Raw genomic sequence first — 13,437 nt, 5'->3', positions numbered from 1 at the left:
CTCATCAGGAAAGGAGACGGGATGAAACTTTTTAGTCCTCCTACAAGTTCGATGGTTGCTGCCAGCCTGCTAGTGGTACGCCTGGCATTATTCACGGTCTTCATTGTACATGGGTCGCAAAAAGTGTTGGGGTGGTTCGGTGGTTATGGCTTCTCATACACGCTCAACGGGTTTACGCATATGATGCATATCCCCATTTTCCTTGCGTTGCTGGCCATTTTTACCGAGTTCTTAGCGCCACTGGCATTGCTTTTTGGGCTGCTCACGCGCCTGGCAGCCCTGGGGCTGACCTGCATTCTGGTCGTGGCGGTCGCTATGGTTCACCTGCATAATGGATTTTTCATGAACTGGGGCGGCCATCAGCCAGGTGAGGGGATCGAGTTCTTTATTCTCGCGAGCGGCCTGACCCTGGCTCTGATTATCTCAGGCGCCGGTAGCTGGTCGCTTGACGCCCTGATCCATCAGCGCCTAAAGGCGACAAAAAGGACGCCTGTCCCTAGCGAAGTGCACCCGGCCACCCAAAGCCGTTGATTGGGGCAGCCTCTATACACATCCTCGCGCCATTATCAACGTTGATAAAATGACGCGAGGGTACACACACAATAGCGAGAACCTCTCTTCAACATGCAGCGTCCCCGCGCCATAATATATCCTTCCCTAAACCCAACGCGGTTCCCATAGGAACGTTTTTTGACTTATGTTAAGCGGTTAAGGAGGTCAGGCTCGGGTGCCGGTAATAAGGGCGGCAGGCAGGTCGAAGGTGTAGATGCCGTCGTTGGCTTGTTCGATGTTGAGATGGGCGCGGGCCTCGGCGGTTGCTGTAGAAAAGAGTTGGAGGATGCGCTCAACGTTCTGGGCTGGTGTGCGCTGGCGCTGCGTCCAGGTTGGAACGTCCATGTGGATGCCCCAGGTGCGCTCATGGCGGGCCGCAATACCAGCTGCTTTGAGCAGTTCAAGCCACTCGGAAATACTGTGGTTGCGCACGTGCGACGGGTCACGCAGCACTTCAATCTGATTGACGAACTTTTCCAGCGCAGGATCTTCGGCACCAATGGAATCGATCAAGAGTAATTTACCGCCTGGTTTGAGGACGCGGGCCCATTCACGTACGGCCTGAGCAATATCGGTGAAGTGGTGAGCTGCCAGGCGGCAAGCCAGCACGTCCACACTTTGATCCGCCAGAGGCAGAGAGTGAGCGTCGCCCTCCACAAAACGGATATTAGTGATGTGCAACTCTTGCGCCCGTTTGGCGGACGCCTCTAACATGGGTACAGTAAAATCGATCGCAATTACCTCGCGGGCAAACGGAGCCAGGGCGTAAGCCGCATGACCGGCTCCCGTCGCCAGGTCTACCACGACCTCGGTGCCGGTTAAAGCCGCCGCCTCCACCAGCCACGGCAGGTCCGGTCCTTGCGCATGGACGGCGCTACTGACATAATCTTTGGCCACCACCCCAAAGCGCTGCTGGATCAGTTGATTCTTCTCATGCTCTTCTGGCTGCAGTACATCTCCGTGGGTCGAATGCTGCGTCATATATGCCTCTTCCTAATGCTATACATAGAAACCCAGCCAGTAAATTCTCGCTGGTTTTAAGTTTTACCCCTACAAAAAGTATATGGCCCCAAAGGTGATATGTCTAATACCAATTTTTTAGAAAAGTGATAGCCAAAAAGCATCAAAAAAATATGACGCGCGTACCATTAAATTGGTTCTTTTGCGAATCTGCTTGTCACACGCTTTTTATTTGTTGGTGCAACACGGTCACACAACGACCGTGTTGCACCAACAAATAAAAACATGTTGAGCACCGAAGGTGCGTAGCGTCAGGGGCCGAAGGCGCGAAATGTATGAAGCGCTGTGATGCAAATGTGATCTATGTTTAATCACTGGTGATTTCCCTGTGATGCAACGCCTTTATGCTAAAAACACAGACAGGTTCCGTCACGAGACAAAAAGGAAACGGCTATGTTGCAGCATATACTTGTCCCATTGGATGGATCAGCTTGCGCAGAACAAGCGCTTCCGGTAGCCGCCAGGATCGCTCGTGCCAATGGAGCAACAATCACGATGACGCGTATCCTTACCCGTACGCAGGAGTATCCATACACACTGGTGGGCGGTAGCGGTATTAGCATGGAAAGATGCTACGATGAGGAGGCTCACGAGGCTGAAGACTACCTGGAAAAAATGGTTTATTCAGAGACGCTGAGAGATATTGCGCTCCAGACCGAGTTGTTCGTCGGCCTTCCACATCAGATATTGCCCGCGCTGGCGCGTATGAAGCATATTGATCTGATTGTGATGTGCAGCCGGGCCACGACGGGATTCAAACGCCTGGTGCTGGGCAGCCTCGCGCAGAACTTGATTCGCCATAGCGCAGTTCCTGCTTTTATCCTCCGGCAGGGTTGCACTGATATAGCTGCTTTTAACACGACTGAAACGCAACAGTTTAGCATCCTTGTAGCCCTGGATGGCTCAGATCAGACTGAAAATGTGCTGCTACCAGCCGCTCAGCTCAGCGCCGCTCTTTCAACACCCAATGCGGGCAAACTGCACCTGCTCCATATTGTTAAGCCGCGCCATGCGGGCAACAGACAACCACCGCTACTCACAAACAGGATCAATCAACACAGGATTGAAGAGGCCAAATTGTATCTCAACAAGCTCAAGACCAACCTCCAGCAGCAATTAAGCGGAAAGATAGCGGTGGAGATAACATCCTCTGTGGTGGTGGATATTAACGTTCCCGAGACGATCATCCAGACCGCGGAACAGGGGCTGGCGACGCCGGGTAGTTCCAATGCAGGTTGTAACGCCATTGCCGTCGTGACGCATGGCAATCATGGCTTAAGCTATTGGTTCGGCGATCATGTTACCGAGCACATGCTGGGTAAGACACGTTTGCCGATTCTGGTTATACGCTTGCAAGAGCAGCCGGCAACCACAAAATCGCGCTAACAAATAGGTTCGAGGCTTGCCCTCGATTTGCCTCATCGTTTGTGGAGCAAATCGAGGGCAAGCCTCGAACCTATATAATCACCGTTATTGTCGCTTTTGCAGGATGGGACGGTGGCGTTGACAGCGGCTTTATGGTGGTGGTATAATCGGGCCGCTTAAAGTTGCGGAATGAGTAGAGAAGCATAGGCATACACAAATTCAATACATGCCCTATCGCTTTATATAACAAATACGGGTTTCCTAACCGGCAGTATCGGCTCACTCTAGCTAGATCTTATCTATGTTATGAGCGTAGAGCTGCTTTTTTATGCCTGCAGAAGCACGAGGCGCTGATCAAATAGTCGGCTCTACCTGTTTCAAGGGTATATAGACAGGAGGAAATCCGTTTTGAAAAGATTGACCGCCAGCATGCTGGTTCTGGCAGGCGCTGCTTCCTTCGGCATTTTATCGACGATTGTTAAGATAAGCTATAGTCAAGGCTTTTCGACGGCCGAAATTACGGATAGCCCGATATTGTTTGGCTGCCTCTGTCTCTGGCTCTGCAGTATTCCTTCTTTTAAATATTTACGCATCCTTTCGCTCGCCAGCATCGGCAAATTGATAATTAGCGGCATCTTCGGAGGACTGGTCGGGGTTTTCTATTATCTGGCCCTGCAGTCGCTGTCGGCTTCTTTTGGTGTGATCCTGCTCTTTCAGTTTGTCTGGATGGGGTTTGTGCTGGACTGGCTACTCGATAAACGGCGACCGACGGCCAGCCAATGGATAGCTATCGTGGTTGTTTTAAGTGGTACTGTGCTGGCGGCGGGCTATGAGGCGTTGCACTTCGAACATGTCAATCTGCCAGGCATCATCTTTGGTTTGCTTGCGGCAGCCAGCTATACCCTCAACCTCGCCGTCAATGCCCGGGTTGAGCTGCAGGTACCCTCTATTCTGCGCAGCACATTGATGGTTACCGGCTCGGTACTGATCACCTTTATTACTCTACCGCCGTTTTTTCTCGCCAGGGGTCTTCCAGGAGCGAACTTATGGATCTTTGCCATATCGCTGGGCCTCTTTGGCGTGATTATTCCACTCTACCTGTATGCGCGCGGCATTCCTGTCGTCGGTTCCGCCATGGCCTCAATCCTTGGCTCGATTGAACTTCCTGTGGTCATTACCAGCTCAACGCTGGTGCTGCATGAGCAGGTCAACCTGACACAATGGCTGGGTGTAGTGCTGATCCTGCTCGGCATCTTTATCGCGCAGCAACGCCTCATCACAACCAAGACTTTCAAACGCTCCCTACCACAAACCAGCAAACAGGAAAACGCTTCATTGCATTAAGTATGCTGACCCGGCCGGGGCAGCGCATTCACAGATTATCTCTAGCGCTTCCGGCGGCGGTATGGTACAACTAGCAGGGGCATGCCAATTTATCCGCCGTCTTTGAGTTTGGCTAGAGAAAGGAGTGCAAATGAGCCAGAATATTTATGACAATATTCGCACGCGCGTGATTGTCTTGCGGGAGGACCAGCTATTATTGTTAAACGATGAGGGCACATGGAGGCTGCCGGGAGGGGGCCTGGAGCCATACGAGAGCTTATTAGAATGCGCCGCGCGCGAGGTCTATGAGGAAGCCGGTATTGAAGTAGAGGCAACCAGCATTGCCTTCCTGGGAGAATGGGTCTATCCTACTCATGCCCCCTGCCCACGTAAACGAATGCAGTATGGCTATACATTGGAGGTGCATGTATATGCCCATCCAGTCAACGCCGATCAACCATTGCAGCAAGAAGGTCCAGATTTTCCGCAACCGGCCTGGATTCCTCTATCCAGCGTCACCCAGCTTCCCCTCTGGCCCAAAGAATTAAAGACGCTAGCCACCACACTCCTCTCGGGTAAGGCTGTGCCAGGTGTACCCAGCATCATCAAACAGCTCGAAGGTCCGCAGGCCAGGCCACCAGTCGAGCTCGCCTATACACAAATCACGCTCGCCACGCAATCTGAAGTCTGAATGAGGCAGCACTCCCAATAGCGAGCAGGGCGGGGACAACTTTGAGGCTATACAACGCACAAAAAAATCCCTCAGCCGGCTCCTGGCAGTGCTCAGTTGAGGGATATTGTTGATGACAAAGACTTCTAGCGGCCAGCGTGATGATCCTTGATCAACGATGAATACCAGAGCACGCTTTCCTTCGGGATGCGCTGCTGGGTATCATAGTCCACATAAACGACCCCAAAGCGCTTACGATAGCCTTCGGCCCATTCGTAGTTATCCATCAAGGACCAGACGAAGTAGCCCTTCAGAGGCACCCCGGCCTGCACAGCCTCGGCAGCCGCAGTAATATATTCCTGTAGGAAAGCCACACGGCGCGGATCGCTGACCACAGCGCTCTTGCCATCCCAACTATCACTGAAGGCGGCCCCGTTCTCGGTGACATAGAGGGCCTTGACAGCGTAATCGTTATGCAGGCGCACCAGCATATCTTTCAAGGCTGCGGGATAGATTTCCCAGGCCATATCAGTATAGCAGGCCTCGGGGACAGGAGCGACCGTAGCGACCGCATCGGCCAGAGGTACCTGATTAGAGCCGCGTACCAGGTGACGAGAATAAAGATTGATGCCCAGGAAGTCCACCGGTACGCTGATAGTCGTCAGATCATCTGCCTGGATGGGTGGAGGGTTCAGCCCCATATCAGCAAAAAAGGTCTCTGGATAGCTTCCACGGAAGAGAGGGTCTAGAAACCACCGATTAGAAAAGGCATCCGCCAGGGCGACGTCGCGCGCAGTTTCGGGGCGCTCATCCTCGGCATACACGGGATACACATTGAGGGTAATGCCCACCTGCTTTTCAGGAGCGATGGTGGCGCGAATACGCGGCACAGCCAGGCCATGGGCCAGCAAGAGATGATGGGCGGCATCGAGCGCGGCCTGGCGATTCTGTATGCCCGGCGCATGCAAGCCATTGCCATAGCCCAGGTAAGCTGAACACCAGGGCTCGTTGAGAGTAATCCAGCCAGCCACACGATCGCCCAGGCGCCGCGCGACAATTTCAGCATAATCGGCAAAGGCATAGGCGGTCTCACGATTGGTCCAGCCACCGGCATCTTCCAAATGTTGGGGCAGATCCCAGTGATACAGGGTAGCAAAAGGAGTAATGCCCCTGGCCAGCAAAGCATCAACCAGGCGGTCATAAAAATCCAGCCCCGGCTGATTGACATTCCCTCGACCCTGGGGCAAAATACGCGGCCAGGCAATCGAAAAGCGATACGCATCCAGGCCCAGTTGAGACATCAACTCGACATCCTGAGGCATACGGTGATAATGGTCATCAGCCACATCCCCATTGTGCCCGCGATACACTTTGCCAGGGGTAGCCGCGAATGTATCCCAGATCGAGGTACCACGCCTGTCCTCATGCGTCGCTCCCTCAATCTGATAGGAGGCGGTAGCCGCCCCAAACACAAAATCCCTCGGCAGTAAAGAGGCTACTTGTTGATTGTCCACAAACTTCTTCATCTCAAATCCCTTCGATGTAATACCTGGCATTTATTAGCAGCAGCTATGTGAAATAGTTGAAATAAAGTGCTTCCCCGGTGCCAGGCAAGAGCAACTTTCCTGTACTTTACCACATTTTATAGTTAAATCTTCTCATCTGCACTGTGCCATTCAGCAAGCAAAAATAAAGATAAGCGTAGAGCAAACAAATAAATCAAGACAAGAAATAGTATAGCTATAATATATATCGATGTCATATCGCTTTTGCAGCACAATTAGTAGGTATAATCTCAAGCATATCGAGTGCTATTGATTGAATAGATAGCTTCGATAAATAGCACAAAAATACTATTTTCAGCTCGCATTACATCAAGGTTGAGTTAGTAACAAAGTTCGATAAAGGTACAAAATAAATGTATGTTAATTGTCGCTACCCGCTATAAAAATTATATGGTAATTTTGTACTACCCAGCGATGGGTAAAAATGCTTCATAATATAAAGAAAAGAACGCGGGACAATGGATGTGAACCAGCCTGAATTGCGATCTAAGTCACAATTTTAAAAGCGCTAATAATGTGAGATCAAGCACAGAAAATCTGCCTCTATGGATGTATAATACGAGTGGTGGCAAGCATACGTAAACCTTGTAACCTGCCCATACGACAAATGTAGAGTGTTCCCGAGTAAAATAGAGATTACAAATCTCGTCAAAAATATGAGATCTTTTCCAAAATTTAATTGCAATTTAATTGTAAATGTATAAAATACAGACGCCCGAATAGAATGTGGTCGAGTATTGTTATCATAAGTGTGGATCTCATATTTGACAGGTAGACTATTTCATACGCCTGTAAATGTCAGTACTAATCATCAGTCATAGAGGTAAAAACATTGTCTTATTCATCTTATGGCAAACCAACCAGAATACTCGACATGTCTGCCACAGCCTCTGAAAATAAAAGTAATGTATCAGAGGAACAACTGTCGCGAGCCATGCAAATTGAACAGCTTGCAATTCCCGCTGCAACCTATGCCGGTCTACAATTACAGGATGGCAATCTACAAATAGCCGAGTCAGACACTAATCATAAAATTATGTCATATGAAAAAGCTATAACTGAGGCGGATGATAGCGAGGATGCTTTAACCTGGCTCAAGCAGGCAGCACAAGAACACAATCAGCAATTCATTGCCGCTGCCATACGCGAGGGAGATTTTGCTCCTGATCTGGCAGCCAGATTGTGGATACAAGAAGATATTGTGCCACTGCGCGCCGAGCGTCGAGCAGATCAACCTACGACAGTAGAAGATCTGGTACGCCAGGCACGTCTCCAGTTCGATCAAAATGATCTGGCACTGGTACCATTAACAGCCGATCGTGAGGTAGCTGTCAGTGAACTGGTAACCCTCGAAGATTATCGCTCAACGGTAACAGCCGAAGACTTTGAAATGGTCCAACAGCTGGCACAGAAATTTGAAGGCAAGCGCCTGGTCTTTATTAATGCCACCCCACAAGGCGGCGGCGTCGCATTGATGCGTCACGCCCTGATTCGCCTGCTCAAGCTGATGGGAGTGGATGCACACTGGCATACTCTGCTACCGAAAAAAGAAGTCTTTGATATTACTAAAACTAAAATTCATAATGTATTGCAAAATGTGGCCAGCCCATCGACCGAGCTAACGGAAGAGGATAAAAAAGTATTCCTGGACTGGAGCCAGGAAAACGCCATGCTCCTGAACCATGTGTTTAAGCAGGCTAACGTCATCATCATCGATGATCCACAACCAGTTGGCTTGATCCCTTATATCAAAGAAGCGAATCCAGATTGTAAGATACTCTATCGCTCTCACATTCAAATCGTGGCTGATTTGGCTACACAGGAAGGCACGCCACAGCATACTACCTGGAGCTTCCTCTGGAAGTTCATTAGCCAGGCGGACCATTTTATCAGCCATCCAATGAAAATGTTTGTGCCAGATAATGTACCTGCTGAAAAAGTGCTCTATATGCCCGCCACTACTGATCCGGTCGATGGACTGAACAAGCCATTGAGCGAGCAGCAGATGGAAACATACCTGAAACTATTCAACAAGATCCTGATTCAAGAGGGCCAGACGCCACTGGATAGCCAGCGTCCATATATTGTCCAGATTGCTCGCTTCGATCCATCTAAAGGTATTCCTGATGTGCTGGACGCCTACAGGCAGCTACGCCATATGCTGGCCGAGCAACAGCGTCCCATCCCACAGCTCGTTATCGCTGGTAATGGTTCAATCGATGATCCTGACGGCGTTCCGGTCTATAGCCTGATCAAACGTATCCTACAGACCGAGCCATACATCAATTTTGCCCATGATGTCAAGATAGCGCGCCTGCCGCATCGCGACCAGATGCTGAATACCCTGTTGCGCAAGAGCGCGATTGTACTGCAGCTCTCAATCAAAGAAGGCTTTGAGGTTAAAGTAACCGAGGCTCTGCTCAAAGGCAAGCCAGTCGTGGCTTACCGGGTCGGTGGCATTCCACTGCAGATCCATGATAACGTTACAGGCTACCTGGTAGAGACCGGCAATACAAGCCTGGTTGCTCAACATCTCTTTGATCTGCTTACAGACGATATGCTCTATAGCAGCATGAGCTCAGCCGCGGCAGCCCTGGCCAACCGTGACTACCTGACCATTCCGAACGCCCTCTGCTGGCTCTACCTGGCAACAACTCTGTTAGAGGGAGAAATCCTGCCGGGTAACTATCAATGGGTTAAAGCCCTGGCCATGCTCAGCTCTGAAGAAATCGCCGCATAACAATATATCCTTGAAGAAGACAAAGAGCCGCTTCCCTGCTGTTATGGGAAGGCGGCTCTTTGTCTTCTTCAGCGTCCATGATGCCAGCTACTACAGGCAATATTCCGCTAATAAACAGGACAATGAAGCTAAAAAGTGTGGAAATGATGAGGAAATGATGTGTGGATGAGGTGGGATTGGAAGCATAAACAGCTCATACTAGAGACACAATAATGCTTTTCTATGATAGTCCACTATGATTAGAAGGAATGATGGCATATGCGAAAAAGTATGAATATCTGTCTCGGCTGCTGCTTAGCGCTGCTGGTTCTGCTGCTGAGTGCCTGCAGCAACATATCATCGACCGTCACCACTAATGCCAATATACAAACCCAAACCCAGGCGCAAAGTCCGGCGACGAAGATTGTAGTGTCCACACCTACGCCCACCCCAAAACAACTCTTAGACAAAAGCAACAACACCATGAATAATCTGACGGCGGTCCATTTTACGCTGGACGCAAAACGTCAGAATATTGCGCCAACCACATCTACGACACCAGCCGGAAGCATCCTGCAAACCCTGCTGCCACTGCCTGGAGGTGCTGCCTATAACAGCTGGAAACAGGGCGAGGGAGATGAAGCGGGAGCCAATATCTCACAGATAAACCTGAAGGCGAAATGGGCTCTCCCTCAATTCCAGCCCGGTTCAGGCTATTCATTCACGATGGACCAACATATCCAGGGCGATAATGTTTATCTGCTCGGGGAACCAATCGCTAATCAAAAATGGTATGTTATCAGCAAAAAGACACTCGCTGAACAACCCGATACACAGGTTTATGCGCTGTCTGGCATGTCTCAGATTCGAGCGCTCATCGAGCTAGCATTACACAAAGGCATCCTCAGCGATAAAGGTCAGGAGAATATCGGCGGCACTACCCTGCACCATATCCAGGCCACCTTCAATGAGGAGGATCGCACAGCGCTACGCGCCATCGATGTGGAAAACTATAGCACCTTCTTTGCCTCCATGCAGACCGAAAATACCAGCGGCAGCAGCGACTTCTGGATCGATACCGCTACTGGCTATGTCCATCGTGTTAGCAGCACCATTGTCTATAAGACAACGGCCAGCGATGCGGTCAGAGCAATGACCATGCAACAGACCCTGACCTTCAACTGCAGCCGCTTTAATCAGCCCATTACCATCCCGATCCCGCAACAACCAATTTCAACCAATAGCATCGACCAGATTTACCATTATCAACCCTAAAACGGTTGACCCCCATAAACGGCTCCGTTCCCTCACGTCGCTTGCCTCCGATTATAAAACAATCGGAGGCAAGCGACGTCTTTGTTGATAAATATGCCAAAGCTCAAAAGCTTAAATCGTCACGGACATTATGAGAAATCGACAAGGCATTCTTAGCTCAATAATAGCCAGGGTTGCCAGATGCCACCTTCATACCAGGTTTGCTGCAGGACGTTGTTGGCGGTGCGGGCAAAAACATCGATGCGCCCATTGCCCCAGGTCGTGGTAGAGGGACTGGTGGTCAGCACGCCGGTCAGGGTCTGCCAATCGTGCCACGTGCCATCAAAGCTGCGCTGCTGCAAGACGTTGCCAGCCCCGCGCACAAAGACATCCAGGTGATTGGGGCCAATCGAAACGGCAGCCGGATCGGACTCAAAAGAGCCGCCCAGGGGTTCCCAATCGTGCCATATGCCATCAAAGCCGCGATGCCAGAGAGCGCTATCAGCTCCCCGTACAAAGACATCCAGCCGGTTAGGTCCCCAGGTAGTGGCTGAAGGGCTTGAGAGTAAGACACCGTCGAGGCGCTCCCAGTCATGCCAGGTTCCATCGTAGCCCTTATGCCAGAGGGCGTTATCGACGCTGCGCGCAAAGACATCCAGTCGATTGGGGCCCCAGGACACTGCAGACGGATCAGAGGTGAGCGAGCCGCCCAACGACTCCCAGGGATGCCAGCTGCCATCATACCATGCATGCTGAAGCGTGCCGTCGGCGCCACGGGCAAAGACATCGAAGCGGCCAGGACTCCATGCGGTCACTGCGGGATCAAAGGTTATGCCGTCGAGTACACGCATCCAATCATGCCAGCTCCCATCGTAGTGACGCTGCCACAGGCCGCCGTCGGTCCCGCGTACAAAAAGATCCAGCTGATCAGGCCCCCAGGAAACAACGGTCGGGCGCGTTGAGCCCAGCACAACGGCATTCTGGGGCATCGCGGTAGGCGAAGGTGCCTGCGTAGACATAGGCGCAGGCGGTGTAGTTGGGGTTGGATGGTGAGTAGGTACTGGTGCCGACGGAGCATTTTTGGCCTGGAATGCCTGCTGCCAACCGATCATCGCCACGCCACCCACTACACTAGCAACGGCTACCCCTGCCAGGCTACCAATCACCACGCGACGCGAGACCCCCTGGGGAGGCCGCTGCAGAGAGGGGGGCACCGCTGGTACCGACTGAGTAGTCGGGCGCAGTGGCAAACGCTGACTATTTACGCGCGCATGAGGCGGCAAAGGCTCTGGCTGCGGATCAGGGGACACCAGAGGAATAGAGAGCAATTTTTTGGCCGCTGGCGCTGCTTTAGTCGACCAGAAAGAGCGGGCCGCTGGTACTGTCTGATCCACCCACAGGTGCTTGATCGCAGGAGCAGCCTGGTCCGCCCAGCGTTGCTTCAGGGCGGCAAGTACAGGTTGATCTTGTTCGGAGGAGGGTATCTGCGCATCGACGACCGTGACACCGGCAGATGGCACTTCATTAGCAGACATAGACATAAAAGAGGAGAGGCGCAAAGGTTGCCCTTCGTGCGTACTACCACCTGCAGGCTCCTGCAGATCGGAGGTGTAATCGGTGAGTCGCCTGGACACCCCTGCTGTATGCGAGGGCAGCTTTAACGAGACCGGCGATATATTTGCAGGGGTCTGACTGGCATCCTTTGCAGGCAGTTGCAGCGCCTTTGATTTGGCGGAATACGGCAAACCTGGTGATGGTCGCACAATACCAATCTTGTTAGCAGGACTGGAAGACGCAGAAAGCGGTAACCCTGCTGGCGCTTCAGGTAGGGGGCTCACACTCTCGGACATCACCTCTACCGGGGGAGTCAATGGCGGTGGAGCAGGCGCTGCCTGGTCAACAACAGATGGCAATAAGGCCGAGGAAATAACGTCGGAAGCCGCGCGAGGAGCCGCAGCGGCGCAGGCCTGTTCAAAGGCAGCAGCAAAATCCAGCATCGAAAGATAACGATTTTCTGGCTGTTTGGCGATGGCTTTCATCACTACCTGCTCAACCTCGGCCGTTATCTCAGCCTTATCGATCAGCGCGGGAGGAACAATATGGACATGCTGCAGGGCAATCTCCATATCCGTTCCACTAAAAGGTGGCGCGCCACACAACCATTCGTAGATCACCACACCCAATGAATACTGATCACTGGCGAACACAGCCTCAGAAGTAAATAGCTCAGGCGCCATATAGGTCGTCGTGCCAATGGCCTGCCCCTGGCCCGCCCTGGGCAACATTGGATTACTGGGCATGCTCTGAGTGGTTACGGCAATACCAAAATCGCTCAACATCAGTTGCTGCTGCTCACCCAACAACATATTTTCCGGCTTCACGTCGCGGTGAATAACCTTGCGCTCATGCGCATACTGCAAAGCCTCGGCCATCTGCCTTACGTACAGGGCAACCGTCGGCAGTGGCACAATACTATTAAGGGGATGCAGGCGACGCAGAGAGCCATATGGAGCATATCCCATAACCAGGAAAGGCACATCATTTTCAATGCCAAAATCATGCACCGGCACAATATGTGGATGGCCCAGGCGAGCAATAGTACGTGCTTCAGCCAGAAATAAGGCCAGCGCATCCTGGCCCAAATGCAGGCGCAACACTTTGATAGCCGCCGGTGTCTTCAGATAAACATGCTCACCCAGGTATACATCGGCGAAACCACCCTGCCCGAGCAATTCCATCAACCGATAATTCCCAAGCTTCTTACTTACATCGTAGGCCATCGCGCATCTCCTCTTGCCCATACAAGTGCGTTCTCATGCCTTTGACTATAAAAGCTAATCCTGAGTAAGGACGGCATAATGGACCGAATATCTGAATTACACAGGCAAATTCAATAATACATGAGCAATACTATCTTACCATGAAGAGACGCTGACACGACTATGCTATAAGAAAATCGGGGCATAAAG

Annotated in this window: 9 protein-coding genes; 6 read left to right on the top strand and 3 right to left on the bottom strand. The window is 51.5% G+C overall.

What is annotated here, in order from left to right; translation table 11 throughout:
- The first annotated feature begins 21 nt into the window (after nucleotides 1-21).
- Nucleotides 22-531, top strand: coding sequence for a DoxX family protein (locus tag JMI88_RS08560; protein ID WP_201361393.1), 510 nt, complete (start codon nucleotides 22-24; stop codon nucleotides 529-531).
- A gap of 186 nt (nucleotides 532-717) precedes the next feature.
- Here the strand turns inward: JMI88_RS08560 and JMI88_RS08555 are convergent, their stop codons facing one another.
- The gene (locus tag JMI88_RS08555; RefSeq protein ID WP_201361392.1) at nucleotides 718-1,533 is read right to left on the bottom strand and encodes a class I SAM-dependent methyltransferase; all 816 of its coding nucleotides are present in this window, start codon (nucleotides 1,531-1,533) and stop codon (nucleotides 718-720) included.
- A 432-nt stretch (nucleotides 1,534-1,965) separates the two neighbouring features.
- Here JMI88_RS08555 and JMI88_RS08550 point away from each other — a divergent pair, with 432 nt between their 5' ends.
- The 3 genes from JMI88_RS08550 to JMI88_RS08540 all read left to right on the top strand — a co-directional run bounded on the left by JMI88_RS08550 (nucleotide 1,966) and on the right by JMI88_RS08540 (nucleotide 4,951).
- Nucleotides 1,966-2,958, top strand: coding sequence for a universal stress protein (locus JMI88_RS08550; RefSeq protein WP_201361391.1), 993 nt, complete (start codon nucleotides 1,966-1,968; stop codon nucleotides 2,956-2,958).
- A gap of 387 nt (nucleotides 2,959-3,345) precedes the next feature.
- Complete coding sequence (locus JMI88_RS08545) at nucleotides 3,346-4,281, top strand: EamA family transporter (RefSeq protein ID WP_201361390.1); 936 nt, start codon at nucleotides 3,346-3,348, stop codon at nucleotides 4,279-4,281.
- A gap of 130 nt (nucleotides 4,282-4,411) precedes the next feature.
- Nucleotides 4,412-4,951 carry an NUDIX domain-containing protein gene (locus JMI88_RS08540; protein ID WP_201361389.1) on the top strand — a complete coding sequence of 180 codons (540 nt, stop codon included), beginning with the start codon at nucleotides 4,412-4,414 and terminating at the stop codon, nucleotides 4,949-4,951.
- A gap of 125 nt (nucleotides 4,952-5,076) precedes the next feature.
- On the opposite strand, the gene JMI88_RS08535 is transcribed toward JMI88_RS08540, so the two are convergent.
- The gene (locus JMI88_RS08535) at nucleotides 5,077-6,456 is read right to left on the bottom strand and encodes a GH1 family beta-glucosidase (RefSeq protein ID WP_201361388.1); all 1,380 of its coding nucleotides are present in this window, start codon (nucleotides 6,454-6,456) and stop codon (nucleotides 5,077-5,079) included.
- 871 nt (nucleotides 6,457-7,327) lie between these two features.
- On the opposite strand from JMI88_RS08535, the gene JMI88_RS08530 reads away from it, so the two are divergent.
- Nucleotides 7,328-9,235 (top strand): glycosyltransferase, encoded by a 1,908-nt coding sequence (locus JMI88_RS08530; RefSeq protein ID WP_201361387.1) that lies wholly within the window; start codon nucleotides 7,328-7,330, stop codon nucleotides 9,233-9,235.
- Between the two features lie 258 nt (nucleotides 9,236-9,493).
- Nucleotides 9,494-10,489 (top strand): hypothetical protein, encoded by a 996-nt coding sequence (locus tag JMI88_RS08525; RefSeq protein WP_201361386.1) that lies wholly within the window; start codon nucleotides 9,494-9,496, stop codon nucleotides 10,487-10,489.
- A gap of 152 nt (nucleotides 10,490-10,641) precedes the next feature.
- Here JMI88_RS08525 and JMI88_RS08520 read toward each other — a convergent pair whose 3' ends face one another.
- Nucleotides 10,642-13,248 (bottom strand): DUF8189 domain-containing protein, encoded by a 2,607-nt coding sequence (locus JMI88_RS08520; protein ID WP_201361385.1) that lies wholly within the window; start codon nucleotides 13,246-13,248, stop codon nucleotides 10,642-10,644.
- Nucleotides 13,249-13,437: the final 189 nt, after the last annotated feature.

The sequence above is a fragment of the Dictyobacter formicarum genome, assembly GCF_016587435.1.
Note: the sequence above shows the minus strand (reverse complement) of the source record. Positions and strands in the feature narration are given on the sequence as shown.

Coding starts and splice junctions, on each gene's coding strand:
- JMI88_RS08560 (WP_201361393.1), top strand. CDS start 22: ATGAAACTTTTTAGTCCTCCTACAAGTTCGATGGTTGCTGCCAGCCTG.
- JMI88_RS08555 (WP_201361392.1), bottom strand. CDS start 1,533: ATGACGCAGCATTCGACCCACGGAGATGTACTGCAGCCAGAAGAGCAT.
- JMI88_RS08550 (WP_201361391.1), top strand. CDS start 1,966: ATGTTGCAGCATATACTTGTCCCATTGGATGGATCAGCTTGCGCAGAA.
- JMI88_RS08540 (WP_201361389.1), top strand. CDS start 4,412: ATGAGCCAGAATATTTATGACAATATTCGCACGCGCGTGATTGTCTTG.
- JMI88_RS08535 (WP_201361388.1), bottom strand. CDS start 6,456: ATGAAGAAGTTTGTGGACAATCAACAAGTAGCCTCTTTACTGCCGAGG.
- JMI88_RS08525 (WP_201361386.1), top strand. CDS start 9,494: ATGCGAAAAAGTATGAATATCTGTCTCGGCTGCTGCTTAGCGCTGCTG.
- JMI88_RS08520 (WP_201361385.1), bottom strand. CDS start 13,248: ATGGCCTACGATGTAAGTAAGAAGCTTGGGAATTATCGGTTGATGGAA.